Annotated in this window: 35 protein-coding genes; 1 reads left to right on the top strand and 34 read right to left on the bottom strand. The window is 54.5% G+C overall.

The genetic code is table 11. The annotated features are described in order from the left end of the window. Positions 1-10: 10 nt before the first annotated feature. The 11 genes from ABMV07_RS04340 to ABMV07_RS04290 form a co-directional block, all read right to left on the bottom strand. Complete coding sequence (locus ABMV07_RS04340; protein WP_374064927.1) at positions 11-562, bottom strand: hypothetical protein; 552 nt, start codon at positions 560-562, stop codon at positions 11-13. Between the two features lie 231 nt (positions 563-793). Continuing rightward, positions 794-1,132: a hypothetical protein gene (locus ABMV07_RS04335; RefSeq protein WP_071570572.1), complete on the bottom strand. Its 339-nt coding sequence runs from the start codon at positions 1,130-1,132 to the stop codon at positions 794-796. Beyond that, positions 1,116-2,363, bottom strand: a complete 1,248-nt coding sequence (locus ABMV07_RS04330; protein WP_197688734.1) for a hypothetical protein — start codon at positions 2,361-2,363, stop codon at positions 1,116-1,118. Before ABMV07_RS04330 ends, ABMV07_RS04335 begins: the two co-directional genes overlap by 17 nt. A 20-nt stretch (positions 2,364-2,383) precedes the next feature. Then, positions 2,384-3,772, bottom strand: coding sequence for a phage portal protein (locus ABMV07_RS04325; protein ID WP_374064926.1), 1,389 nt, complete (start codon positions 3,770-3,772; stop codon positions 2,384-2,386). 12 nt (positions 3,773-3,784) lie between these two features. Further along, the gene (locus ABMV07_RS04320; RefSeq protein ID WP_374064925.1) at positions 3,785-3,964 is read right to left on the bottom strand and encodes a hypothetical protein; all 180 of its coding nucleotides are present in this window, start codon (positions 3,962-3,964) and stop codon (positions 3,785-3,787) included. Between the two features lie 107 nt (positions 3,965-4,071). Further along, a complete protein-coding gene (locus ABMV07_RS04315) occupies positions 4,072-5,421 on the bottom strand; it encodes an IS256-like element IS1132 family transposase (protein WP_374064924.1) in 1,350 nt (449 codons plus the stop codon). Between the two features lie 2 nt (positions 5,422-5,423). Then, the gene (locus ABMV07_RS04310) at positions 5,424-6,866 is read right to left on the bottom strand and encodes a terminase (RefSeq protein WP_374064923.1); all 1,443 of its coding nucleotides are present in this window, start codon (positions 6,864-6,866) and stop codon (positions 5,424-5,426) included. Between the two features lie 16 nt (positions 6,867-6,882). After that, on the bottom strand, positions 6,883-7,236 hold the full coding sequence (locus tag ABMV07_RS04305; protein WP_081356870.1) for a hypothetical protein: 354 nt from the start codon (positions 7,234-7,236) through the stop codon (positions 6,883-6,885). Positions 7,237-7,288: 52 nt separating this feature from the next. Then, entirely contained in the window at positions 7,289-7,849 is a 561-nt protein-coding gene (locus tag ABMV07_RS04300; RefSeq protein ID WP_374064922.1) for a hypothetical protein, read from the bottom strand. A gap of 272 nt (positions 7,850-8,121) precedes the next feature. Then, positions 8,122-8,295, bottom strand: coding sequence for an HNH endonuclease (locus ABMV07_RS04295; protein WP_374064921.1), 174 nt, complete (start codon positions 8,293-8,295; stop codon positions 8,122-8,124). Positions 8,296-8,504: 209 nt separating this feature from the next. Then, positions 8,505-9,116 (bottom strand): hypothetical protein, encoded by a 612-nt coding sequence (locus ABMV07_RS04290; RefSeq protein WP_374064920.1) that lies wholly within the window; start codon positions 9,114-9,116, stop codon positions 8,505-8,507. Between the two features lie 206 nt (positions 9,117-9,322). Between ABMV07_RS04290 and ABMV07_RS04285 the strand changes: the two genes are divergently transcribed. Continuing rightward, a protein-coding gene (locus ABMV07_RS04285; RefSeq protein WP_374064919.1) for an IS3 family transposase occupies positions 9,323-10,665 on the top strand; the annotation gives its coding sequence in 2 pieces (ribosomal slippage) (positions 9,323-9,764 and positions 9,764-10,665; 1,344 coding nt in all). Positions 10,666-10,696: 31 nt separating this feature from the next. Here the strand turns inward: ABMV07_RS04285 and ABMV07_RS04280 are convergent. From ABMV07_RS04280 to ABMV07_RS04170, 23 genes are all read right to left on the bottom strand, one after another. Continuing rightward, complete coding sequence (locus ABMV07_RS04280) at positions 10,697-11,032, bottom strand: hypothetical protein (protein WP_374064918.1); 336 nt, start codon at positions 11,030-11,032, stop codon at positions 10,697-10,699. After that, complete coding sequence (locus ABMV07_RS04275) at positions 11,032-11,766, bottom strand: pentapeptide repeat-containing protein (protein ID WP_374064917.1); 735 nt, start codon at positions 11,764-11,766, stop codon at positions 11,032-11,034. Before ABMV07_RS04275 ends, ABMV07_RS04280 begins: the two co-directional genes overlap by 1 nt. Then, entirely contained in the window at positions 11,759-11,935 is a 177-nt protein-coding gene (locus tag ABMV07_RS04270; protein ID WP_374064916.1) for a hypothetical protein, read from the bottom strand. The genes ABMV07_RS04275 and ABMV07_RS04270 overlap by 8 nt, the downstream gene beginning before the upstream one ends. Beyond that, entirely contained in the window at positions 11,932-12,156 is a 225-nt protein-coding gene (locus ABMV07_RS04265; protein WP_374064915.1) for a DUF3310 domain-containing protein, read from the bottom strand. Before ABMV07_RS04265 ends, ABMV07_RS04270 begins: the two co-directional genes overlap by 4 nt. Before the next feature lie 20 nt (positions 12,157-12,176). Beyond that, positions 12,177-12,494: a RusA family crossover junction endodeoxyribonuclease gene (locus ABMV07_RS04260; protein ID WP_197688721.1), complete on the bottom strand. Its 318-nt coding sequence runs from the start codon at positions 12,492-12,494 to the stop codon at positions 12,177-12,179. Between the two features lie 153 nt (positions 12,495-12,647). Then, positions 12,648-12,899, bottom strand: a complete 252-nt coding sequence (locus tag ABMV07_RS04255) for a hypothetical protein (RefSeq protein WP_374064914.1) — start codon at positions 12,897-12,899, stop codon at positions 12,648-12,650. Positions 12,900-12,917: 18 nt separating this feature from the next. Continuing rightward, entirely contained in the window at positions 12,918-13,103 is a 186-nt protein-coding gene (locus ABMV07_RS04250) for a hypothetical protein (protein ID WP_374064913.1), read from the bottom strand. 133 nt (positions 13,104-13,236) lie between these two features. Then, complete coding sequence (gene ssb, locus ABMV07_RS04245; protein WP_197688718.1) at positions 13,237-13,734, bottom strand: single-stranded DNA-binding protein; 498 nt, start codon at positions 13,732-13,734, stop codon at positions 13,237-13,239. Positions 13,735-13,746: 12 nt separating this feature from the next. Further along, positions 13,747-14,013 carry a hypothetical protein gene (locus ABMV07_RS04240; RefSeq protein ID WP_374064912.1) on the bottom strand — a complete coding sequence of 89 codons (267 nt, stop codon included), beginning with the start codon at positions 14,011-14,013 and terminating at the stop codon, positions 13,747-13,749. Positions 14,014-14,440: 427 nt separating this feature from the next. Then, positions 14,441-15,157, bottom strand: coding sequence for a DeoR family transcriptional regulator (locus ABMV07_RS04235; protein WP_374064911.1), 717 nt, complete (start codon positions 15,155-15,157; stop codon positions 14,441-14,443). A gap of 98 nt (positions 15,158-15,255) precedes the next feature. Beyond that, positions 15,256-15,636, bottom strand: a complete 381-nt coding sequence (locus tag ABMV07_RS04230; RefSeq protein ID WP_374065009.1) for an HNH endonuclease — start codon at positions 15,634-15,636, stop codon at positions 15,256-15,258. A gap of 20 nt (positions 15,637-15,656) precedes the next feature. Beyond that, positions 15,657-16,040 (bottom strand): hypothetical protein, encoded by a 384-nt coding sequence (locus ABMV07_RS04225; protein ID WP_045143463.1) that lies wholly within the window; start codon positions 16,038-16,040, stop codon positions 15,657-15,659. Next, positions 16,024-16,854, bottom strand: a complete 831-nt coding sequence (locus ABMV07_RS04220) for an ERF family protein (protein WP_374064910.1) — start codon at positions 16,852-16,854, stop codon at positions 16,024-16,026. The genes ABMV07_RS04225 and ABMV07_RS04220 overlap by 17 nt, the downstream gene beginning before the upstream one ends. Next, complete coding sequence (locus ABMV07_RS04215; RefSeq protein ID WP_374064909.1) at positions 16,851-17,762, bottom strand: YqaJ viral recombinase family protein; 912 nt, start codon at positions 17,760-17,762, stop codon at positions 16,851-16,853. The genes ABMV07_RS04220 and ABMV07_RS04215 overlap by 4 nt, the downstream gene beginning before the upstream one ends. Then, the gene (locus tag ABMV07_RS04210) at positions 17,759-17,947 is read right to left on the bottom strand and encodes a hypothetical protein (protein WP_197690162.1); all 189 of its coding nucleotides are present in this window, start codon (positions 17,945-17,947) and stop codon (positions 17,759-17,761) included. The genes ABMV07_RS04215 and ABMV07_RS04210 overlap by 4 nt, the downstream gene beginning before the upstream one ends. Next, positions 17,944-18,156, bottom strand: a complete 213-nt coding sequence (locus tag ABMV07_RS04205) for a hypothetical protein (protein ID WP_197691887.1) — start codon at positions 18,154-18,156, stop codon at positions 17,944-17,946. The genes ABMV07_RS04210 and ABMV07_RS04205 overlap by 4 nt, the downstream gene beginning before the upstream one ends. A 165-nt stretch (positions 18,157-18,321) precedes the next feature. After that, positions 18,322-18,840 carry a hypothetical protein gene (locus ABMV07_RS04200; RefSeq protein ID WP_374064908.1) on the bottom strand — a complete coding sequence of 173 codons (519 nt, stop codon included), beginning with the start codon at positions 18,838-18,840 and terminating at the stop codon, positions 18,322-18,324. Positions 18,841-18,994: 154 nt separating this feature from the next. Further along, positions 18,995-19,192 (bottom strand): hypothetical protein, encoded by a 198-nt coding sequence (locus tag ABMV07_RS04195; RefSeq protein WP_085685274.1) that lies wholly within the window; start codon positions 19,190-19,192, stop codon positions 18,995-18,997. Positions 19,193-19,984: 792 nt separating this feature from the next. Beyond that, the gene (locus ABMV07_RS04190; RefSeq protein ID WP_197688708.1) at positions 19,985-20,251 is read right to left on the bottom strand and encodes a hypothetical protein; all 267 of its coding nucleotides are present in this window, start codon (positions 20,249-20,251) and stop codon (positions 19,985-19,987) included. A 19-nt stretch (positions 20,252-20,270) separates the two neighbouring features. Further along, positions 20,271-20,462, bottom strand: coding sequence for a helix-turn-helix domain-containing protein (locus ABMV07_RS04185; protein ID WP_197691890.1), 192 nt, complete (start codon positions 20,460-20,462; stop codon positions 20,271-20,273). Next, a complete protein-coding gene (locus ABMV07_RS04180; protein WP_374064907.1) occupies positions 20,459-20,629 on the bottom strand; it encodes a hypothetical protein in 171 nt (56 codons plus the stop codon). Before ABMV07_RS04180 ends, ABMV07_RS04185 begins: the two co-directional genes overlap by 4 nt. A gap of 59 nt (positions 20,630-20,688) precedes the next feature. Beyond that, positions 20,689-21,441: a phage antirepressor KilAC domain-containing protein gene (locus ABMV07_RS04175; RefSeq protein WP_374064906.1), complete on the bottom strand. Its 753-nt coding sequence runs from the start codon at positions 21,439-21,441 to the stop codon at positions 20,689-20,691. Then, positions 21,438-21,821 (bottom strand): hypothetical protein, encoded by a 384-nt coding sequence (locus ABMV07_RS04170; RefSeq protein ID WP_374064905.1) that lies wholly within the window; start codon positions 21,819-21,821, stop codon positions 21,438-21,440. The genes ABMV07_RS04175 and ABMV07_RS04170 overlap by 4 nt, the downstream gene beginning before the upstream one ends. Between the last annotated feature and the right edge of the window lie 20 nt (positions 21,822-21,841).

Below are 21,841 nucleotides of genomic sequence, written 5' to 3'. Positions count from 1 at the left end.
TAGAGTGTGCTTACTGGGTAAATTGGCCAACGACTGGCCACGAAGTCGGATAGGAATTATCGGGTTCTTGCTTCGGGTCTGATGCGCCTGGCTTCAACCCGACGATGGGGACTTCCGAAGGTGGGCCAGAACGACGCGCTGCTTCTGCTTGGAGGGCTTGAAGGCGCTGCGCTCGTTCGTCGAACTTTTCTGGGGCGTCGCCTAGAAGGTCGATGTTGTCGTCGCTGATTCCGTATTCGCGGAGGACGTTGACGAGTTTGAGCTGTCGTTCTGCTTCTGCTGCACGCGCGTCAGAGGTTTCCTTGGCTTCGGTGAGCTTTTGCAATTCGGTTTTTTCGGCTTCTTGTAGTTCCCGATATTTTTCCGCATCGGCGCGTAATTCGTTGCGCTGAGTGCGGTACTTTGCGGCTTCTGCGTTAGCTTTCCGGAGGGCAAGTTGGTAGTCCTCGACGGTCATTTCTTGCTTTCCGGTTTCGCCCTGTTGCACCTCCTGGGTGTTTGTTGGGGCGTTTCCCTCGCCCACACCGATTGGTGTAGTGGCTGCGGGGGTTTCTCCGTCCATGGTGACCTCCTGGGTCTGTTGTTTTTTGGATATGAGAAAACCCCGCTCCATGTGTGATGGGCGGGGTTAGTGCGCTAGAAAGGATTCGAACCTTATGCTGTGCCTGCCTAGGTAGCGCGTGAGTAAAGCCGCCACAAAATATGACGACTCCAAAGGGCAGTGTCAATGAGCTATGACAAAACCCGTCACCTTAAGACGACGGGTCAAAAGCTACTTATTATCAATGAGGGGTTAAACGTTAGCTTCCTCAACAATGTCGGCAGAATCCGGTGCGCAAATAGTCACGCGTTCTGATAATGACCTTGCAAGAACATCAAACAGTCTACGAGCCAACCCCTCATCCTCTTGTTCATAAACCGCAACCCAAGTCTCTAATTCATCAACGTCGAACTTCAAATCTTGGGCAACCGTCATCCTGCCACCTTTTTCAGTGACCATATAATACGTAGGTTCTTCAGGGAATCCCTCCAGGAATTGAGCCGTTCCCGTAGAAACGCCATCAACGCCAGAAAAAACACTTACCACAGATTCCAAGGAAGCATCAGTGCTAATACTAGTCGCGCTGGCCATTTCCCCTCCGAATCAACTGGCGATCATGCGTTATCAACAATACTTCTTCAATTCTATTATATCTGCTCATAGCTTGCTCGATTTGTCGTAGCGCGTCTTCTGTAGTCATCTCCGTTCGATGTAAGTCAACAATCAGATTTCCCGCTTGCTTGCTACCTTCACGCAGTAAGTCTCGCACGGTGTTCCTACCGTTGCCTTCTGGCGCCTTGATCTCACACTCGACTCCGTCAATCACGGCATCAGCAGTCTTCACACCCGATCTACCCGAAACCGGCTTCAACTCAACTGACATGCCCAAATTAACTAATGTTCGATACGTCACCATTTCATGTGCATGAGGCTTCACCCCATTAAGCACCAATGAGCCAGTCTTCTTCACTCGATGGGTAAAAGGGCTATATTCCCTTACATCTAAGTTCCCAGCTTCTACACGTCTACGCCACGCTTCCCATTGGTTCGAACTAGGCCGACCATTAGGCCACGTGGTCTCCTGCCACCGTGCATACAATTCCTCGGCCTGCTTCTGCCCAAACCACGGCTTCCCCTTAACAACAAGAACCGGAATGCAGTCGCAGCCATCGTGATACCTGCGCCCATCCCGGCGACGAACAACCGTATCCTTCTTGTACACCGCGCCACGAGAAGCCAGCATCGTGCAGAACGCGCAGTTCTCACGGCCGGAAAGCACACGCGCATATCCAACCTCAGCAGATTCACCGCTGCCAGCAAACCGCGCTGACCCGTTATGCGCGGACTCTGAAATAACACGGCGCCCAGCCTGATGCACATGACGCGCTACACGAGCCGCAAGCTCACGCCCAACCCTTTGCACAACTTCAACGTCACGTCGATTCCGCTGATCCGGCAAAACTGGTGTTAACACCAGCTTCCCAGTCTCGTCATCAAGAAGCTCAACATGAATCTTCGACGAATTAGGTGCCATCCTAGACACATCCGCGATCGCATCAAACAACGCTTTCCTCGGATATTCCTCTAATGGCTCAGGCGCAATCTCAATCCCAGCAGCACGCGCTTGTCGCGCAAGCTCCACCAACTGGGCCCGATACGCAGCACCACGCGCTTTCACTACACGCGGATACAACACATCGACAAGATCACTAGCCTGATCTACCGTCACCGGAACACCATGCTTACGCACCGCTGCCAGAACAAGGCGCGCAATCTCTTGGTTCAACGATGCTTGGTGACGCGCCACGTCTTCAAAAGCCACAGCACATCACCCCGCATCTGCTACCCGCCCAATGACGGATCCTCGTTGAAATACAACCCACTGTTAACACCAGCGGCACGACGTGAGTTCTTCGCCCGCTCGACGCGTTCCTTCGTCCACCCCGGAATATCCGGCCACAGTTCCTCCGGTGGGATCCCCAGCATCGTCGACAGCTTGCCCAGCGCGTCCACAGTCTGAGCGAACGTCCTAGCAGACGTTTCCTCCCAGCTAACCTCTGACTCGAAATCCCCAGCCGCAGCCTCATCACCGGAAATCCACGCCGACAACCGAAGAAGCTGCTCATGAGACTCACCAAGAGACGTCTGAATCTCTGCCGCTTTGCGATCTTTCGACGTCTCCAACGCCGCCAAACCATCAGCCGAGATGTTCGAAATTGCATTAGCACCAAGCGACTGAGCCGGCACTTGAGCAACAGCAGCCAAATCACGAACAGTCGCCTGACGGGCTTCGATATACCGCGTCAGATCAGACTCATCATATTGGCCGACTTTCACCCCAGGGTCTTTGAAAAACTGCGTCTCAGCCACAGACTGCTTCAGCGCCTGCACCTCGTTAGACGGCATCCAACCGACCACATACCGCTGCTTAAACGCCGCGAGATACTGTGTCTGCCCCTGCTCAAAGTTCGTCAGATCGATACGGTCCTGCAGCCCAAGAAGATGCTGAACAATACCCCGCTGTTCCTCACCCTCGGACATCCACCGATCGCGATAACGCACAATCGGAGTAACGCCAATATTGTGCTCGCGCGCCTCAATGAATTGGAGATTCGCAGCCGAGTAATACCCACGATCAAGCCACCCCTCCGGCACATTCGGGACGCGCTCAGCGCCGAAATAGTAGACATGTGACTCGTCAAACAGCCGAAGCTGTTTCCCGCTGACCTCCAATGCAAGGATCGGGTACTCATCAGAAGAGGCTTCCATGCCGGGGAAACCAGAAGAGTCGCCGTAGTAGGCCACCATCAGACGTGGTGAATGCACCCCGATACGAACCCCGCCATTTACACCCGGAAGCGCCGATGCGTAAGACGTGCCATAGGTCAAAGCATCACGGTGCAGCCCTGTCTGCTTCGACTGCATCCGGTTACGCTGCCACCATTTCCACGCATCAATGTTTTCCCGATCACGATTGTAGAACCCATCCACTTTCAGCGACTGACCATACGTATCGACGACAAGATTGATAAACGGTGTGTGACTAATCCGAGCAAGCTCAGAGATCCGGTCACGGTTCTTTGAATTGATCTTCACTCCCATCTTGTTAACCGCCATCTGCGTGGTCCACGGGACAAGATAATCGTGGATGTTGTCGAATACTCTGCGTTCACCGGCGTGCACATCAAGAAGTGACTGCACGGCCTCATGAGCTTTCACCTTGCCTAACATGCTGCCACCTCCTTAAAGAAAAAATGCTTCGCCCGTGTACTGAGGCTTTTTGTTCTGATCTGTCTTAGCAAGACGCCACACCATACGAGCACCGATCATGCACACACACGCGTCGATCTTGCGCGCTGATGTCTTCGACTCCTTACGGACCGTGATTCCATAACGCCCCTCATAACGCCGTGCATTATGCACATGGCGTGTTAATCGTGCGTCACCATCATGGGTGAAAGAATGTTGCTGTATCTCGTTCTCGCACAGCTCCGGAGAGTGTCCGATTGTTTGTGTGCGGGGGGCTTGGTTTACAAGTAGTCCGCGAATCGGTCGGGGTAAGCCACGGCTAGTTGGTTGATGGCTTGTTTCCACCCGGTGGCTTTCGCTCCTTCAATATAGCCGTTGCATTCGATGGCGCGCTTCGCTTTCTTCGCTCGCTGGGCAGCGCGCTTGTCCTCGATGTTGCAGATCATCAGCCACAGCGTTTTCAGCGCCGCGGTATCGTTCGGGAACTGGCCGCGGTTGCGGGTGGCTTTCCGCAGCTCAGCATTCAGCGATTCGATCGAATTCGTGGTGTAGAGTACCCGCCGTGCCGCAGGCGGGAACTGCAAAAATGGCACAAACCGGTCCCAGGCGTCGCGCCAGACTTTGACCGATTGCGGGTATTTACGGCCCAGTTCACTGGCCTCGAATGCGTCCAGGGCGGCGCGGGCGGTGTCCTCGGTCGGTGCGGTGTAGACCTCCCGTAGCGCACTTGATACGGGTTTGCGGTCTTGGTAGGACACCCACCTGTTGGCCGCCCGGATCAGGTGCACGATACAGGTCTGCACCATGGAATTCGGCCAGGTTGCCTCCACGGCTTCCGGCAGGCCTTTGAGCCCGTCGCAGCAGACGATGAACACGTCTTGGACCCCACGGTTGGCAAGGTCAGCGCACACGGATGCCCAAAAACTGGCGCCTTCATTGTCTGCGATCCACAATCCCAGGATGTGCTTGATGCCGTCCATGTCGACGCCTACCGCCATATAACAGGCCTTGTTGACCACGCGGTGGCCATCGCGGATCTTCACTCGCAGCGCGTCGAGGAAGATCACTGGGTAGAACTCGTCGAGCTGGCGGTTTTGCCAGATCATGACCTCTTCTAACACCGCGTCGGTAATGGTGCTGATCGTATCTGGGCTCATATCCACCCCGAGGGTGGTGGCGAGGTGGTGGCAAATATCGCGCACGGTCATCCCACCGGCGTACAGGGAGATGATCATGTCATCAAGCTCCGTCAGACGGCGGGTGCCTTTAGGCAGCATCCGCGGCGTAAACGTGCCAGCTCGATCCCGGGGCATAGTCACATCAAAGGTGCCGTAACCAGAGTTGACGGTTTTGGTGTACGACCCGTTGCGGTGATTGCCACCATCCGGGGTGCCCAGCTGGGCTTTCGCCGTACGATCAGAGTGCGCGTATCCTAGATGCGCGTCCATTTCAGCCTGCAGACCAGCGTTGATCGATGCCTGCAAAAGACCTTTGACCAGGTCGCTGGCATCATCGGTGGAAGTCGACAACTCGCCGATCAGTTCGGCGATTTCCGGATTTTCCATCAGCTTAGCGCTGATCTCGTTGACCCTGTTCGGGTCATGACCTTTCCTCGGTGACACGGTAGTCATTATCAGTGAAACTCCTTCTGGATCAGAGCCTCACACACAAAACACCTGACACCCTCCAGCTCCGCAGCCGTGGTGAACTCAAAATCTTTCGAGCGCATATCCCAGGCAATAAGCTCAGGGCTCCTACTCGATGGCTTCGCAAGAATCTGCAACGTATCAGCAAACACTTCCGGCCACACAACCTTGGTGTAGGCCTCCCACTCACGCACATCAGCAAAAAATGCAACAACATTCCACCGATCGTGAGCAAGCCTAACTGTATTGTCCACAGCAGCAACATCAACCAGCTTCTTGCCATCATCGTCGCCTTGCGGTTCCCACACACCAATAGTGAAAACATGCCCGTCAGACATGCAACACCCGATCAACGCCGTGTTATCCGACGACAACGAACCATCGAAAAACATCACGATGTCCTCCCCATCCGCGACGACACGCGCGGGATCTGCCATCTGCGCCCAATCCTGTGGATCAGCCCACGAATCAGACGACGCTACAGGCCAATTCAAATACTTCCGCTTCGAATCATCAGGCTTAGCAGACACACGCCAAATACGCGCAATAATCGCCTCAATATCCGCCCACGGACAATCCTGGTACACCCAATTAAGCCCAGCCCGTAGCGACTCCTCATCACTCATATCCGTGTCAGGAGGGGCGATCCGCGCATCATAAAGAATCCGTGTTTTCACCTTCGCCACACCAGACTCTTGGGAAACCCAGTCATCAAAAACTGACTCACCCACGCTATTAACACCCGGTTTCCACGCATTCAGCGTCCCCAAAAAACGAGAACCAGACTTCGTGAGGTTATCCACCAAAGTGTTGTGCAACTCAACACCACCATTCGACGGTGTCCAGTGCTCCAGCTCATCGCCGATAACAAAGGTAACCTCAGCACCTTCCGCAGTAGCCGCAGACGATGTAATCACTTCCAGCTTCCCCTCAGGCGCGACGAACACCTGAGTTTTACCAACATCGAGCTGGTAATCACGGTGAAGCTCAGGAGCATTGTTCTTCGCAACCATCGCACGGATATGACGCATGGTGTTCTCCGTTTGATCCAGCGACACAGCAGCGATCTGCACCCACGGCATTGATACAGGCTTACCTAGGCAGCCACCTGGTACTGAATCGTCGAAGCTGCGGAACCTGACCGGAGCAAGCAACTCAATCAGAGCCATAACAGCAGCGAAGGGCGACTTACCACTACCCTTAGCCAGCCGACGATCACCACGATCAAACAACCATCTACCACGATCATCAACCGAGTAGAACCACAGCACGAAGCGCGCTTGCTCTCGCGTGAACTGCCACGGCTTACCAGCGCGCAAACCGTTAGTGTGACGTAGGTATTTCGCGGCCCAAGCCAACGCCTCATAGCCAAGCGTCAGCGTCGGGATACCGTCTGGAAGCGTCGCCAATCTATCCTGCGGGGCCAACACATTGACCCCCTTTCCCCTACGAGAACATATTCCGGTAATTCTCCATCGTCGACACAACAACATCGTCCCCCGCAGAGGATTCACCAGCCTGAAGCTCGACCCGCAGCCGACGGCGCTCGCCCTCCGTAGTGAGAAGCGCCGCCGCTGCCCTATTAAATTCCGCCAGCATTGACGCTTTGACAGCTTCGCCAGAATTCAGCTCTTGCGACATGACCTCAGCAAGGAGCCGCGCAGTCTGCCAATCCGAAGGCTCGTAAAAAGCGGACTGCCCGGATTCTTTCAGCGACCGGAACCAGTCTTTCATGAGGGGGTGCCAGTTCGGAGACACCCGAGGTGGCTTGGCTTTCGCAGTCGCCGGCAGATCCTTCACGATATGGAGACCAGTAGTGTCCTTGTTTCGTCGGCGTCTCTGATCTGATCGCTTAGGCACCGGACCTGGCATAAGCCATCACCTCCTTAGCAGTGTTGAGTGTCGTTCTAATGAAGCGCTGTCGCGTGTAGGCTTCGACTATTTTGCCCATGAAGCGGAGTTTCCGCCCAGCGCGTTCGTCCGTCTTGATGAAAATGTGGAGTCCTTCTCCGCTGATTGAGCGCTCGGCGTAGATGATTGGTTCGTCGATCGTCTTGATGAACTCGGAAGCCCAGCCGTCTAGCACACCGTCGATGTAGCAGTGGTCAAGGTCGTAACAGCCGAGCCCCCTGCCGAGCATGACGCCGAAACCATCACCGGCACCAGTCTTAACCCCAGCGAACTTCGACCACGTGGCTGGGTTCGTACTAGACGCCGGAGCCCCGTCGACCATGATCGGGCGCTTGCCAGCGGCTCGACACCACGCGACACGTTCGCGCATGAACGCCGGCAACACGCTGATACGTGCACGGTGTGCGCGCTGTCGGCATCGACCGGAGCAGTACTTCGGTGTACGACCTCTAGCGCCGGTCGCATCGAAATCGCATTTGCACTGCTCACAGGTGGTTTTCATGCCACCATCCTACCAAAATGTAACGAATTAAACCACTGACCAGTAATAATGTCTACCAGACTCAGTGACGGCGGAGAACGAGCTACGCAAACAAAGAAAACGCCAAAACACCACCACAGCGCAAAGATCTTCAATCCAGCGAAGAAATAGAACAGTTAAACCCCGCCTCAAAACCATTCTCCCTAACCCGTACACAGACTTTCACGGTATGACCTCCGCGGGCTCAGCCGGCCTCTACCGGGGTACCCCCCACCCCTCCGGTTGCCTCCAGCTTAGCGGATTAGTCCGGGGTGTGGGCGCTGTGGGCGCTTGAGCCTTACTTGTTTGCGGGCTCGTGCTGCCGCTGCCTCGCCTTGGGTCTTTGTGTTGTGGCAGGTTCGGCAAAGTAGTTGGAGGTTATAGTCCTCGTCGTAGCCGATGCCTCGTGTGTTGTCGATGTGGTCCACGTCGAACGGTGGTGTTGTTGTCCCGCAGTGCTGGCAGGTGCCTTGGTCTCTTGTGAAGATGCGTTTGCGGGTTGTTGTGGTGACGTGTTTGTCGTTGCTGTTTTTCCACGCCATCATGTCCCCTGTTCTTTATCCGCGCATGAGTAAACCCCCAGCACCTTGTGTGGTGTGGGGGGGTTGTAGTTTCGAGCACGTAGCACGACAGGCAGCTACTGTTCAATTGCTGGTGTCGATTTATCTGGGTCGTCTTTCCTGATCGTTCTTACAAGCGATGTTGCGGACTGCATGATCGGCATTCCAAGAAGAACGGCAGCAACTATTTCCTGCCCCTTTACCGCGCATAGAATCGCGCCAGCAACACACATTACAGATATTATCCATGCCATCCACTGGCCTCGCCTTACCGCTTCCACATCACCATCAACGAGCTTCTTGCGTTCATAGTTGACGGTCTCAACGGTGTCTTCAGACATCCTAAAGGCGCGCTCTGCGAATGTTGCGTTTACTTCATTAAATGCTTTAAGAGTCTCTGGCGATGGTGTCGGACCCGCCCACGCGGAAGTCATTATTTGCATAACTTCTTGGCGGACTTCTCCCCGTGAGAGTATCTCCGCTTCTAGTGGCTGTTTCTGATTGTTTGGATATTCTCGCCCAGAGTGTTGAACGTCTGTTGCCATGCGTTCGATATCACCCTGTTCGGGTTTGTCTGCCGCAAACGGTTCGTCGTTCGTAGACGACGAGGTTGAATCTGCATAACGTCCACCCCGCGTTTCATGGCGCGGTTGGTCGCAGTCTTGGTGCTGATGATCGTCATTGTCCATCCCCGCTCCTCTCCTGAACTAGGACCCTTTGCTACATCTGGAGTGTAGTTCGCGCGCTTTTACTTGCACAAGTTTTTGTGCCCCATTCCATTAACACGCAGTGATGTTTGACGATTGTACGCATAAACCCCCATCACCGATGTTGGTGAACTGCTCCCCATTAGTTGGACTGAGAAATCAGTTACCTACTAGTGGGGAGCAGTTGTATGCGTGCACGTAGTTCGTTGTCGGCGGGACAGCGGGAAGAATTGGTGGCTCTTTTCGAGCAGGGTTATAGTTATTGGGCTGCAGCTCATCATGTTGGTGTTGGTGTTTACCCAGTCCGTGCTTTGTTTCGTCGGTTCTTGCTCCATGGCAAGCTATGTCTTGTGGAAAAGCCTTCAAAGCAGCAGTACTCTTTCGAAATCAAAAAGGAAGTTGTCCAACGCCATCTAGCTGGCGAGTCGAAGATGGATCTGGCCCGTGAGTTTGGTCTGTCGTCGGATCAAGTGGTCGGATATTGGTCGCGAAAATGGCGCAAAGGTGGTGATGACGCGTTAAAGCTGAAACCGAAGGGCAGGCCTAAAGGTTCAGCTAAGCCGAAGGTGCTTACTGAAGAAGATAAGCTGCGTCGCGAAAACGAACGGTTGCGGGCTGAAAATGCTTATTTAAAAAAATTGCGGGACTTGAGGAACCAGGGACACGCCTGAAAGCCCAGGCGATCGTCATCCTCAAGTCACAACACCGCTTGGCAGATCTCCTCGCGGCGGCAGATATGCCGCGGGCGAGATTCTTCTACCATCAAAAGCGACTCGATAAGCCGGATAAACATGCTGCGGTAAAGCACGCAATCCTAGAAAGTTTCGAAGCCAACAAGCATCGCTACGGCTACCGGCGAGTGTTGCTGGACTTGCGCAACAAGGGCTGGGTGGTCAACCACAAACTCGTCTACAAGCTCATGCACCAGATGGGTCTTCGGGCTAAAATCCGTCAGCGCAGGCCCTATAATTCCTACACAGGAACTATCAGTCGCATTGCTGACAATAAGCTTGCCCGTAAATTCACTCCAGACAAGCCCAACATCGTCTTTGTCAGCGACGTTACCGAATTTAGGGTTGCAGGCCGCAAAGTGTATTTATCACCGGTAATGGATCTCTTCGACCGCTGTATTGTCGCTCACACCGTGGCTACATCACCGTCGATAACATTCACCGCCGATTCCCTAACAAAGGCGATTGCAGCCTGTGCGCCGAAGCCTGGATGGATGATGCACACCGATCAAGGCTTCCAGTACCAGCATTCAACCTGGCGTAATCTAATCCACGACAACGGCGGTGTTCAGTCAATGTCGCGTAAAGCTAATTGTTACGACAACGCAGTAATGGAGAACTTCTTCGGACACTTAAAAACCGAGATGTACCACGGAGAAGTTTTTGGAACCGTCGAGGAATTCACCCAAGCTGTCGAAGACTACATCCAGTGGTATAACACCGAACGCATCCAACAACGACTCAAGGGCCTGACCCCGATGCACTACCGGAATCAGGCCCTTGAACCCCTAACCACCTAGAATTAAACCAGTCCAACTTTTGGGGGCTAGTTCATTTTGCGTCGGGGATTTCGTTGAATGCTTTCAGTCCCCATGTCACGGCTTCGGCGATAGCTACTGATCGGTGCCAGCCTCCTTCGCAGAAAATGATCACGGTGTCGCACCCCTCGTAGATTGATCCTTTTACGCGATTGATGGTTTTTATCGCGCCCTGTGGATCAAGTCTCGCGATGCAGAGCATCACAGTAGGGTCAGTGCCGAAAAGGTCGCCTACCTTTTCCGAGGGGTCGGGGAGTATGCGGGCGTCAAATACCGGTGCGTGAGGGTGTTGGGATTTGGCCGCTTCGAGTTGGTCAACCCCGCAGGTAATTAGCTCGATCTTTCTCATCAGGCGTCACCCCATTTGGCCTTTAGATCTTCTATAATTTTTGCGTTATTTTTCATGTGTGCCTCGCATAGGGTGAGGACTGATTCAAGGTAGGCGCAGGGGAGGTAGTTTTCATCACCGCCTGTTTCTATCCATCCATCATCTTTCGAGATGATGGTTTTTAGCTCTTCTGGGGTGCCATACCAGCGCCCGATACGAATCTGCCAGCCTTTACGGGTGGGGGTGAGGATGATTTGGCCGTATGAGGGTTGTATTATTTGCAGACCATCCCATGCACAGCCGTGTAGGTCAGCGAACCGTAGGTTAGCGCCCTGTAGGTCAGCGTCCCAAAGGTCAGCACCCTGTAGGTCAGCGCCCTGAAGGTTCACACCCCGCAAGTTAGCCCACTGCAGGTCAGCGCCCCGCAAGTTAGCGCCCTGAATGTTAGCGCCCTGCAAGGTAGTGTAACGCAGGTTGGTGTCCTGAAGGTCAGCGCCCTGAAGGTTCACACCCCAAAGGTCAGATTCCTGAAGGCTCGCACGCTGTAGGTCAGCCCCCTGAAGGCTCGCACCCCATAGGTTCGCACCCTGAAGGTCAGCGCCCCGCAGTTTCGCGGCTTGAAGATCAACGCCCCGTAGGTCAGCGAACCGCAGGTTAGTGACCCAAAGGTTAGCACCCTGCAGGTTGGGGGTTTTATTTTCCGCTCGCGCTTCAGCAACGATTTTTTCAACTTCTGCACGGGTCATTCTAGCCATCATTTTCTCCTAGGGCCTCTGAAAGGTTATGGACGTGGTAGGCAAATTCGGTGGCAGTGAGCGGGTAATCATTCCGCCGCATATCCTCCAGTTCTGAGTGCATCATCTGCAGTACATCATGCGGGGTGAGCTTGAGGGGTTCTGCCGTACCGGGTATGAGGTTGGTCATGGGGTGGCCTGCGGGTCTAGGCGATTCAACTCACGCAAAAGATAAAATATTGCTTTATTCAGATCCTCACACGGATCACCCTTAACCTCGCCGTCGATACGGCAAGCACGCGCAATGTATTTCAAGGCATTCCCGCCGTTAAAGGTGAGGTTCTCGGCAATATCAATAGGCTCAGCATCATGACTGAAACCTTGGTAATGGGGTGGGTGGATTGGGTTCACCACACTCTCCTTTCACTATCTCAATAAGGCTCAATTGTGATTAACGCCCCCAGCTGCTCGCCTTCCTTGGCGAAGCGCTTCGTCAACCGCCATCTGCAAATCCGTGAATCGTCTCGGATCACACCAGCCTGCTCAAGTGCATCACCAATGGCGCGGGCGTATTTGTCTAAATCTCCTGCGTTGCGGGTGGCGGGGGCCTCAAATTGAGGCTTTTTCGGTGAGGCGAGCCGTATCTCAGCGCTCACCGTGAGCGGGATATTCAGCGGGGCTTCTAGGTTTGGGGCTGCTCGTTTGATCGCGTCACGCCATGTTGGAAGGTTCTTATCGCTTTCGACCATCCATGCTTTGCCCCCTCGTCGGATGAGGTTTTTTGATCCCTGTCTGGCTGGTATGCCGTTGACTTCAAATTGGATCATTTGGGGCCTTAGCTGCTGCCCCAGTGGGTTTTGTTGGTGCGCTGGGGTTCGTCCACGGCGGGTTGATGATGTATTTCACCGGAGTAGTTCCTTAATGGCGTCGAAGTTTTTGGTGTCGAATCCCGTCCAGCGGTAGTTCTTACCGTTGATTGCCGCCTCGACGAGGGGGAGTTCCATTTCTCCGTTGGCGGCCATTACTTCGACTTTGTTCGGGTAGTTATCGATGAAGTCACCGATGACGGTGAGACCTAGTTGTGCGAGCTTGCGTTCCGTTTGGCGGCATTTCATACAGCCTGGTCGGCCATAGACTGTTGCGGTGTTGTTCATATTGTTTTCCTTCCGTGGTTAGGCGTATCGCCTGATCAGGTGGCGAATTGTTGGTGTTGCTTGGTAGGTGCGTTCCATGCCTCCGGCTGTGAGTGTGACGCGTTGCCCGTCGTGCGACCATGAAATTGTGGGGTGTGCTTCGAGTAGATACATCATGGTTGTGGAAGCTGGTTTTGTCCGTGGCATCATCGCAGGCGTTGGCATGGGCTGACCCTCTCAATGATCGTTGCGATAGCTTTAGCTTCGCGGGCGGTAAGAAATACCCCGTGGTGATTCGCATAGATTGCGAGCGCCTCCGGGGTGAATTTTCTGCGCCACCAATATGGGTCGGCGCTCATCAGAATGGTGGTTGATCGTCCGCGGTTGAGTCCCACGCGTTGCCTGATTGCTGCCCGCTCCACGGGTCGTTTTGCTGGTTCTGTTGACGTTGCTGCTTCTGTTGGTATCCTCCTCCGCCTTGGTTGTTCTGTGGGTTTCGTGTGATCTGTGTCGTCGCGTAGCGCAGGCTCGGTGCGACGTCGGTGGCGTCAAGGTTCATAGCACTGCGATTCTCGCCGGTGTTCTTGTCTTTCCACGTGTTAGTGCGGAGATTGCCGGTGACGATGACGCGAGTACCTTTTGCAAGTGATTCGCTAACATTTTCGGCCATTTCGTTCCACGCGGTGCAGCGCATGAACAGTGGATTGCCGTCGTCCCATTGGCCGGTTTGTGAGTTGTACTTGCGCGGGGTTGATGCGACGGTGAATGTGGCGATGGCTGTGCCGCTTTGCGTGAAGCGGAGTTCTGGGTCTGCGGTGAGGTTGCCGACGATAGTCAGCGGGGTTTCGTTAGCCATGATGGTCTCCAATCAAAAAGCTGTGTGGCGTTGCCACGGTGATGTGTAGGTTTTCCTGTGATGGGCGAGGTGTGCTTGGCGTTGTTGGTGTTTGCGCCTTCCCTCTGGGTTGTTGTCCCGGTATGCGATTCCTAGGCGTGAGGCGTGGGGGATCTTTTTCACGCCTTTTTGGTTTTCGCAGTATTCGCCGTTTGCGGCGTTGCATTCGGGGCAGTGGACGTGGATTGCGTCGTTGATTTCGTAGGCCTTGTCGATGGGTGTTCCGTAGCCGTTGGGCATGTTTCACCTTTCCGCTTGTATTTCCCGCCGATTGCTTTGGTGGGTTGTGGCTGTTGCGTGATTTTTCGGGGCTGGTAGCCCCGTAGGCGCCCGAAACTGCCGTCGGCTATCTGTTTATCCCGTTCGATGGTTAAACGCTCCCTGTGGGCTCTCAGCTGCGGTGCGCGCACTGGGTCAGATTCCCACCGGACGAGGACAGCCCTTGCGGCGTCTTTCAACTCCCGTGGAGTAGCCATACGAGTACCGACGAGTTCTAGCGCCCAGAGGTCGACTGCTTCCGCCCAGACGAGCGCGGGAAGGTTGATTGAGCCTAGAACCCTGCCCCATGCTTCGATCACGTCTGCGGACGGCTGTGGGAAGCGATCTGGGGCGAGTAATTTGCCTCGTGCGAGGACGTTGGCGGCTAATTCGCGTTTTTCGTCCGGTGTCATTCGAGTTCACCCACGATCTCAGCTTCAATGAAGTCGCTGGGCTGGCCCATCTCAGCGAGGACGTCAAGGTATGTTCGCTCCCCACGCCCTGTGTTGCTGGTTGTGAGCTCGTCGTCCCAGCCTCCGCGGTTAAGCCACGTCGTCGGGTGCGGAATGTACTGCTTGTTCGTACCTGCTTTGGTGTGGTGTGTGGCGAAGGCTTGTGTCTTTGCCATGAGTTCGTCTTCTGAGACGAGTTTGGTGGCTTTCTTCCATGCTTGGAATGCTTTCTCGCGGCCGACCTTGCGTGGGTATGTGGCGTACCAGTCGAGGAAGCGTTGTCGGGCATTGTCGCCTGCTCCGTTTTGCGGAGCGGGCATGTCTTCTTTCTTGTTTGGTCTTCTTAAAGAATAGATAGTCTTCTTATAGTGGCTCATTTCACCGCCTGCGGTATTTTGAGCCCCGGTTGTGACCTGCGCGTTTACATTATCTTCGCAGTTGGTCACCGGGGTGCATATATGATCCCCGGTAGCGTCGTAGAAAACAGTCGGCTCAGCCATGATGATGTAATCCACAGGCTTAAACGCGCCGTCTTTGGATCGTCCCTGTTCACGGGCGATATAGCCAACGTTTTCCAGCTCCTTGAGCGCTCTCTTGACTGTTGCCACAGAGACACCGAAGTTATCTGCAATGCGCTTTGTCGTGACCTCCCAGCCCTCACGATGAGATCGCATGAAGCAATAAATCGCTTTCGCGTTGAACGAAATATCAGGCCGTCTCAGGAGGTCGTTCGCGATCATCGTGTACCGATCGTGGATCTGCGGGCCTTGCCTTAGAGTTGCCATTTTGTTGTTTCACCCCAATCAATCTGATCAACAACCGAGGCGCTTTCATGTGCCCCGGCTGGTGTTATTCCCCCGTCGTCGCTGAGTGTCACCCACCGCGATCTTCGGAGAATCTTTGTTTTTTCACTTGGTCTGTCGCGGGTAATGATCAACCCCAAGGCTGCGGCGTCCTTGGGGTTGTTGTGTATCCAGTCGTGGCATTGTGTGCAGATATGTACGAGGTTGCTGGGGGTGTCTTTCCCGCCTTGGCTGCGGAGGTGCCGGTGGTGAAGCACCTCAGCAGTACCCGTGCAGCGGCTGGCCGGTAGGAGGGCTTCGCACAGGGTGTCGGCCCTACCGACCACCTTGGACGCAACATCGTGTGGCATTGTCGGCCTGCGGAGCCGTTTCATGCCCCTTCGCCCCTACCAGCAACCGCGTACATTGTTCGCACACTTGTACCAATCGATCTCACAGCATCAAGCTGAAGATTTAACGCTTTAGCCCGCCTGTCTGCGAAGCGCCACGCCACATATGCCGCGTCCATTGCGTCACGCTCAGCTATCACCGCAAGCTCAACCTGTGCCTTCTTTTCCAGAACAGTGCCTTTAGCTGCGATGACAGCGCGGGCCTCTGCACGATCGAACACCCGCTTAGCCTCCATGTAGACCTTCTCCCGCTCCGTGACGATGGAAACACCCCTCGCGATCTCGTTGGAGATCTCAAAAATTGTTTGCTCCACCTCGACTGGGTTTAGGGGTTTGCTGATCTGGAAGTCATTCTGCTGAATCATTGACAGACTGCTTAATCTCCGACGCCCGTGTCATTAACGCTGCTCGCACCGAGTCCAGCACACCGCCAGCTTCTGCGATCTTCCACAATGCCTTCACATCATCGACATGTGTCGTCCCCGCTGCCATCATGCCGATGACCACGACCAGCTTCTGACCAAGTGGCTCCAAGCACGGCACCGCTGCGGCTTCATCAACGAGGGCTCGCAGCTGCTCCACATCGGCGACCTGATTCATCCGGTTCGCGATGTCCTGGTACGCGGCTACTTGCTCCGGCGTCGGCGGTGGCGCTGCTTGCTGCTGCGGTTGGCTATGGTCGTAGGTGTCTTCGTCCGGGTCGCGTTCCTCAGTCGGCAAGCACAGGGCCTGCAGTAAGGCGGTGCGTAGCGCCACAGAGTGAGCCTTAGCGGTCGCCTTATCCCCGTAGTCATTCGCTTCACCCCAGACGATGACGGACAGTTTGTCGCCAGCTGGGCCATGGAACGTGAGCTGGTAACGGATCCTGACTACGTTAACGACCTTGCCGTTATTGGTCTGCGCCGTGGAATAGTGAATCTCTAGCACCTCCGGCTGCATAAACACCCCATAGGTGTACAGTGCCGGCCATACTGCATTCATCACGCCGTCGATGCCGCGGAAGTTGTACTTGTTATTCGCGTTGTATCCTTCCTTCTTTACTGCGCCGACAGCTCGGGAAACGTCGACAAGCACCTGGGCGATCGGCTTCGCCCGATCATCTTCATGTGGTTCCTGAACCGCGTCCTGCGGGGCGTCAGCCTCAACTGACTTCTCGACTGTGTTTTCTACTCCACTCATTTCTCTTCCTCCTTCTTCGGCAGCGTCACACGCAGCGACCTCGCTTTATTTGTTGACTTCACCGTGTACGCCTCTGCCAGTTCTTTCTCTGCTCGCTTGAACGCGGCAGCATCAAACTTGAAATACTTCTCCGCAAGCTCAGGGTGATCAGCCAGCAACTTCTTCTCCTGCAGCCGGTTCGACGTGCCGAACTTCCACGACACACTGCCAAGCCCAGACTTATAGGTGATGTCCTTATCCCCCGCGAACTTCTGCATACGTGCCTTCACATCAGCGAGCTGTGTTTCAGCGTGCTCTGCTAATGTTTTCGCAACTGTGTACTCATCCAGCAACACTTCCCACGGGTCGGGGGCAACGTCTTCGTCGAGGAAGCGTTTCTTCGTCGCCTCGATCTCTGCGAAGAACTCACGATCGGGCAGAACCTCAAGCGCCTTGATTTCTCCTGGCACGTAGTTTTGGTGGACTTCCCACCCGAAGATGCATTTCTCAGCACCAGTCACCCACAGCTGCACCTGCACCTGCACCCAGTAATTATGTGGGATTTCGCCCCAATCCTTATTCGTCGTCTTAATCTCCCCGATAACCACGCACCGGCCGTCGACGATGCCCAGCATGTCCGGCGTCGCAGCAACACGAGGATCAGTGTCGCTAACGCACAGCTTGTCATTCGGTGCGAGACGGTTATCTTCGAACGCCTGTAGGAACGCCGCGATCTCCGGCTCACGCTCGTGGCCGTAATCAATCGCCTTGACCCCATCAAGTGAGCGATTCGGAGCCTCCTTCGAACGCTTCACCTCGGCCCACGCCGCAGGCCCCCCGGTCATGATCTTCGCTAGATCAGTCGCGGTGAGATACCCCCGGCGAGCCTCCAGCCATTCCTCACGCGTTGACGTTTCAATAATCTTCATGGGTGTATCCTCTCCTTCCCCCATGAGGTTTCCTTTAATGTGCGGCGGCCTAGATCGGTGAGGCCTTCACTGTCGATGAGGCCCGCTTCTTTAAGTAGTCCAATGGATGCTTTGGAAAGGTTCTTTTCTCCGGTGCGGGCGTAGATGCGGAGTGCACTGTATGTGAAAGTATCGAGGTTGCTCATTTTTTAATCCCCAGTGATGTGATGTCTTCGAATCGGATGCGTTTAATCGCAGCGCCGCGTTGTACTGAGATGGTCTTTTCGTTTACCCAGCCCATGAGGGGGTATAGTCGACCGTCGGTGTCTGCTAGGTGGGTGACTTTTCGGGATTCCACGGCCTCCTTGATCCGGTTTTTTGTGATCGGCGCATGGATCAGTGGGCGGTATGTCATTAGTGGTCCCCTTTGCATAGGCTGTTGGCTTCTCGCCGTATCGCGTCCGCCTGGTCTCTTAGAGCGTCCACTACACCGGCTAGACTGGATAGTGCGGGGTCCTCCGCGATGCGGTGTAGGACCCACTCGAGAAAGCGCAGCTGCGTCGCCTGTAGGAACGCGGTTTCACTCGGCATGGCGTACCCCGATTCCGCGGATTCGGTAAAACGCGATCGATTCACCATCGGGGGTTTTCACCACGGATTTCATGGGCTTCGCGCACACCTCGTATGCGTCGCCGTCTTTGGTGAGCACCCATGGGGCGCTATCCCCCAGCGCACTGATGGAAGCGAGTGCGTCCTGTACATCACCGAGATGGAAATTGTGCCCCAGGTCAGTGATGGTGCGGAGGAGGTCAATTTCGATGCCTTCGGCTCGGTGCGGCTCAGCTTTTTGTTGTATCGGGTGGGAGGACGGTGGTGGTGGTGGGGTGGCTGGTTCTTCGTTTTGCTGTGTGTTGATGGTTTTCGGCCGGCGGCGGATCTCCGCATCGATAGCTTTGCTCAGCATGATGATCGCCTGGTTTAAGTACCGGTGTGCGGCGCCGTAGAGTGGGGTGGTTTGTCGGATCCTTTCGAGGCTTCTGAGGTCGCGGGTCATGACTTGGATTGCCGCTGTTTTCTTCGCTTCGGTGGCTTGGTTCATCGTGCGTTCCGATTCGTTCCGCTGATTTCGTTGAGTAGTTGGTAGGGGTTCATGCGGCGTCCGAAGATGAGGCGGTGCCACCATGGTTGCTTGCGGTGTTTAGGGCGGTATTTCATTAGGTGTATTCTCCTTACCTTGTTTTGTCACTGTGACTTTAATTTTGGGTGTAAGAGCCCCCGAGAAGCGCATCAATTTTGCTTCTGATATACACTCGCGGGTTTTCAAAGTTCAGCATCGCCGCCTGGATATCCGGCGGGAGTCTCCCCTCTCGGGCTCGCTGCTGAAACGTGGATTTTTTAATGCCGCATAGGGCCGCGGTTTCTGCTTCGGTGTAGGTCAGCGCACCATCCATGGCCGCTTCCCTCCCTCACATGTTGGTATAGTGTTCATGGTGATCTCCTTTCGAAAGATCAAAAACGCCCCGCCGCCTGGTACCAGCAGACGACGGGGCAAAAATTACAAAAAAGGCGCTACGCAACCTCTAAAATCGACAGAATGTTAACGACGCTATTAGCAGCAGCCGGAGTACTCGCGCCTCTTTCCGCATCAGCGGCAGCATGGTGGCAAGCAATAAGAGCAGACGCTAATGCATGCCTTCCTGAATACTTTTCGCACGCTCGATGAGCCTCCGAACTCTATCCAGTTTGGCGGCAGTCTTACGGTTCAAGATGATCGTGCTTCTAATAAAAACGATCGTGAAAGTAATTAACACTAAGTCGAGTATGGCTAATACTGTGTTCATCGTTTTCTCCTTTCTTATCGGGTGTCGTGTGCGGGGTGCAGGCGTAGCTCCGGCACTGGAAGAACACCGGTCATGGCAGGCCTTGGCTGTTCAAAATGACGGTAAAGCCAGCGTTAACACCCCATGTGCCCCACCGAGGTCGTGAACCTCGCAAGCCGCCTACAGGGCGGGTGGAACAGGATTTGTATATGCGCCGGCCGTTGCCTCAACGCGGGCGCTACCCCGCTGTTGGTTCCATCGCCACCCACCGCAGCTACCACTTTGTGTGGTGCTTAAAACGGCTATGTGGGTGTAAGTATCACCGGCGCGTTTCACTTTTGAGTTTTCAAATATCACGGCCCGTGGGCCTTGTGCCCTCCCAGGACTCGAACGCTGGGGGTCTGCCAGTAGGGCTTGTGGCTTTTAGGCCGCTTCACGGAGGAAGTCAGGAACCTCAAGTTCTTCGTCTGGTTCCACGACCTGTGGGATGTCGAGGCCCATTTCGTCGTACAGGTCAGCGATCAGTGCGTCGGCGCGGATCAGATCATCATCGAGGACACCGGCGTATTTGAAGCATGATTGGATTTGCGCTGACAGCTGCGAGGCGAGGATAAGCAGCCAAATCACCACGCCGGATAACACAGCGAGAAGGGAGAAAATAGCGATCATGGTGGAAGTTGGGACAAACATTTGCGGTGGTGCTTTCTTGTTATTTGACGGTGTTTTTCTTGGCGTACTCATCAATCGACGAGCGCTTCACTCGGAGATTCCTCGGTGAGAAGAACGTGGCTTCGAGCTTCTTTTCATCGACGAGGGCGCGTATCGTGCGTTCCCCTACCTGCGTGTACTGCGAGGCCTGTTCGATGGTGAGCCACTCTGGTTTTATGGGTGGGGCGTTCATGCGTGTGCCTCTTGTTCGTGGAGGTCGTCGAGTTCTAGGCCGAGGTTGTTTGCTTCTAATAGGAATGCTTTGGCCTGTTCGCGGTCGAATGCGAAGGTGTTTGCGATGAGGATTTCTAGCTCGTCGAGGCGGTTGAGGATTTCACTGATTCGTTCTTGGGGGTTCATCGTGTGCGCTCCTTGGTGGATTGTTTTTGTTTTTGCCCCGTTGACCGCGGGGCTTCTTTTTACGCCGCCTCTGGCAGTGGGTCGATGGTGGGTAGATCTAGCTTTTTGCGAATGAAATCGATACCGGAGGGCTGGACGTAGGTGGTGTATGAGCAGCCCATTTCCCCGTTCGTGCGCTCGTATTCATGCGCTTTTACTTCAAAATGGTGCATATAATGCTGGTAGGGTGCGTTCCGCATAGCGCCCTTTGAGATAAGCACCCCGCGATTGCGTAGCTCACGGAAGAGCCAGTTCTGGCCCTTGCCTAGCATTTTTGCGACCGCACCTATGGAGTATTTGCCTGTGGTGTCAATGAAGGATTCGAATGCTTCAGCTTTGGGTTCGAGTTCCTTATTTTTCTCTTCGAGTGCGAGGCGCTCTTCTTCGGCATTAAGCGCGATCTGAAGAATCTCCGCGCGGGTGAGGCTAGCTGGATCGAAGGCGGGTGACTGCTCCGCGCACTCCAGCTGATGCTCCATCGTCACAAACGCCTTAATCAGGTTCTTCTTAAAGTTTCTAACGATTTGAGTGTTGCGCATGTACGTCATCAACAGCATCGCGTGTTCTCTGTTGAGGATCGCAATAGAGCGTTTTTGCCTACCTCCAGCTGTGTCAAAGGGTTCGATTTCAAATCCGACCCTTCCGAATTCCTCGAAGTCCTCAATATTGTCTCGCACTAATCGGATAACGCTCGCATGCTGAGACCCTGTGCCTTCCGCGATTATGAGACTGGTGGTTACTGGTTCGCCGTTTTGATTTTTTACGAGGTTCATTCTGGGAATCCCATTTCCCAGCCTTGAAAAGCGATAGTTTTCATAGTTTTAGTAAGCCCAGGGACGTTGTCGATGATTTGACCAATGATTGGGGCAATTCCGCGGAAGGCGTGTGCGAGCATGATTCCTGTTAGGTCGGGCGACTTGGCGGTTCGGTTGACGTTGATTATCCATTCATCAACGTCCTCGTCAGTACGTACAGACGCTAGGAACTCGTAGCCATATTTCATGGCGATGACTTCCATTTCGCCCATATCTGGGAGAGTAAGGAACCCGGCGGGGATACCCTCCTCGTCGCAAGTAAGAATGGCGTTCTTATTAGCGTCAAACGGGTGCTTGGCAAACCAAGACTCACGAGCCTGGCTAATATTGCGGTTCATGATATATTCTCCTTATAAAG

Source organism: Corynebacterium belfantii (assembly GCF_041898185.1).
GTDB lineage: Bacteria > Actinomycetota > Actinomycetes > Mycobacteriales > Mycobacteriaceae > Corynebacterium > Corynebacterium belfantii.
This window is presented reverse-complemented; position numbering and strand designations above follow the sequence as displayed.

What these genes read in the sequence shown, in the direction of transcription:
- ABMV07_RS04205 (WP_197691887.1), bottom strand. Translation starts at nt 18,156, where the DNA reads ATGACATACCGCCCACTGATCCATGCGCCGATCACAAAAAACCGGATC.
- ABMV07_RS04325 (WP_374064926.1), bottom strand. Translation starts at nt 3,772, where the DNA reads ATGTTAGGCAAGGTGAAAGCTCATGAGGCCGTGCAGTCACTTCTTGAT.
- ABMV07_RS04210 (WP_197690162.1), bottom strand. Translation starts at nt 17,947, where the DNA reads ATGAGCAACCTCGATACTTTCACATACAGTGCACTCCGCATCTACGCC.
- ABMV07_RS04200 (WP_374064908.1), bottom strand. Translation starts at nt 18,840, where the DNA reads ATGAACCAAGCCACCGAAGCGAAGAAAACAGCGGCAATCCAAGTCATG.
- ABMV07_RS04280 (WP_374064918.1), bottom strand. Translation starts at nt 11,032, where the DNA reads ATGAGAAAGATCGAGCTAATTACCTGCGGGGTTGACCAACTCGAAGCG.
- ABMV07_RS04170 (WP_374064905.1), bottom strand. Translation starts at nt 21,821, where the DNA reads ATGAACCGCAATATTAGCCAGGCTCGTGAGTCTTGGTTTGCCAAGCAC.
- ABMV07_RS04195 (WP_085685274.1), bottom strand. Translation starts at nt 19,192, where the DNA reads ATGGATGGTGCGCTGACCTACACCGAAGCAGAAACCGCGGCCCTATGC.
- ABMV07_RS04190 (WP_197688708.1), bottom strand. Translation starts at nt 20,251, where the DNA reads ATGTTTGTCCCAACTTCCACCATGATCGCTATTTTCTCCCTTCTCGCT.
- ABMV07_RS04180 (WP_374064907.1), bottom strand. Translation starts at nt 20,629, where the DNA reads ATGAACCCCCAAGAACGAATCAGTGAAATCCTCAACCGCCTCGACGAG.
- ABMV07_RS04225 (WP_045143463.1), bottom strand. Translation starts at nt 16,040, where the DNA reads ATGATTCAGCAGAATGACTTCCAGATCAGCAAACCCCTAAACCCAGTC.
- ABMV07_RS04315 (WP_374064924.1), bottom strand. Translation starts at nt 5,421, where the DNA reads ATGACTACCGTGTCACCGAGGAAAGGTCATGACCCGAACAGGGTCAAC.
- ABMV07_RS04240 (WP_374064912.1), bottom strand. Translation starts at nt 14,013, where the DNA reads ATGCCCAACGGCTACGGAACACCCATCGACAAGGCCTACGAAATCAAC.
- ABMV07_RS04230 (WP_374065009.1), bottom strand. Translation starts at nt 15,636, where the DNA reads ATGCCACACGATGTTGCGTCCAAGGTGGTCGGTAGGGCCGACACCCTG.
- ABMV07_RS04185 (WP_197691890.1), bottom strand. Translation starts at nt 20,462, where the DNA reads ATGAACGCCCCACCCATAAAACCAGAGTGGCTCACCATCGAACAGGCC.
- ssb (WP_197688718.1), bottom strand. Translation starts at nt 13,734, where the DNA reads ATGGCTAACGAAACCCCGCTGACTATCGTCGGCAACCTCACCGCAGAC.
- ABMV07_RS04335 (WP_071570572.1), bottom strand. Translation starts at nt 1,132, where the DNA reads ATGGCCAGCGCGACTAGTATTAGCACTGATGCTTCCTTGGAATCTGTG.
- ABMV07_RS04290 (WP_374064920.1), bottom strand. Translation starts at nt 9,116, where the DNA reads ATGGACAATGACGATCATCAGCACCAAGACTGCGACCAACCGCGCCAT.
- ABMV07_RS04220 (WP_374064910.1), bottom strand. Translation starts at nt 16,854, where the DNA reads ATGAGTGGAGTAGAAAACACAGTCGAGAAGTCAGTTGAGGCTGACGCC.
- ABMV07_RS04340 (WP_374064927.1), bottom strand. Translation starts at nt 562, where the DNA reads ATGGACGGAGAAACCCCCGCAGCCACTACACCAATCGGTGTGGGCGAG.
- ABMV07_RS04250 (WP_374064913.1), bottom strand. Translation starts at nt 13,103, where the DNA reads ATGCCAACGCCTGCGATGATGCCACGGACAAAACCAGCTTCCACAACC.
- ABMV07_RS04175 (WP_374064906.1), bottom strand. Translation starts at nt 21,441, where the DNA reads ATGAACCTCGTAAAAAATCAAAACGGCGAACCAGTAACCACCAGTCTC.
- ABMV07_RS04255 (WP_374064914.1), bottom strand. Translation starts at nt 12,899, where the DNA reads ATGAACAACACCGCAACAGTCTATGGCCGACCAGGCTGTATGAAATGC.
- ABMV07_RS04235 (WP_374064911.1), bottom strand. Translation starts at nt 15,157, where the DNA reads ATGCGATCTCATCGTGAGGGCTGGGAGGTCACGACAAAGCGCATTGCA.
- ABMV07_RS04270 (WP_374064916.1), bottom strand. Translation starts at nt 11,935, where the DNA reads ATGACCAACCTCATACCCGGTACGGCAGAACCCCTCAAGCTCACCCCG.
- ABMV07_RS04300 (WP_374064922.1), bottom strand. Translation starts at nt 7,849, where the DNA reads ATGAAAACCACCTGTGAGCAGTGCAAATGCGATTTCGATGCGACCGGC.
- ABMV07_RS04275 (WP_374064917.1), bottom strand. Translation starts at nt 11,766, where the DNA reads ATGGCTAGAATGACCCGTGCAGAAGTTGAAAAAATCGTTGCTGAAGCG.
- ABMV07_RS04260 (WP_197688721.1), bottom strand. Translation starts at nt 12,494, where the DNA reads ATGGTCGAAAGCGATAAGAACCTTCCAACATGGCGTGACGCGATCAAA.
- ABMV07_RS04215 (WP_374064909.1), bottom strand. Translation starts at nt 17,762, where the DNA reads ATGAAGATTATTGAAACGTCAACGCGTGAGGAATGGCTGGAGGCTCGC.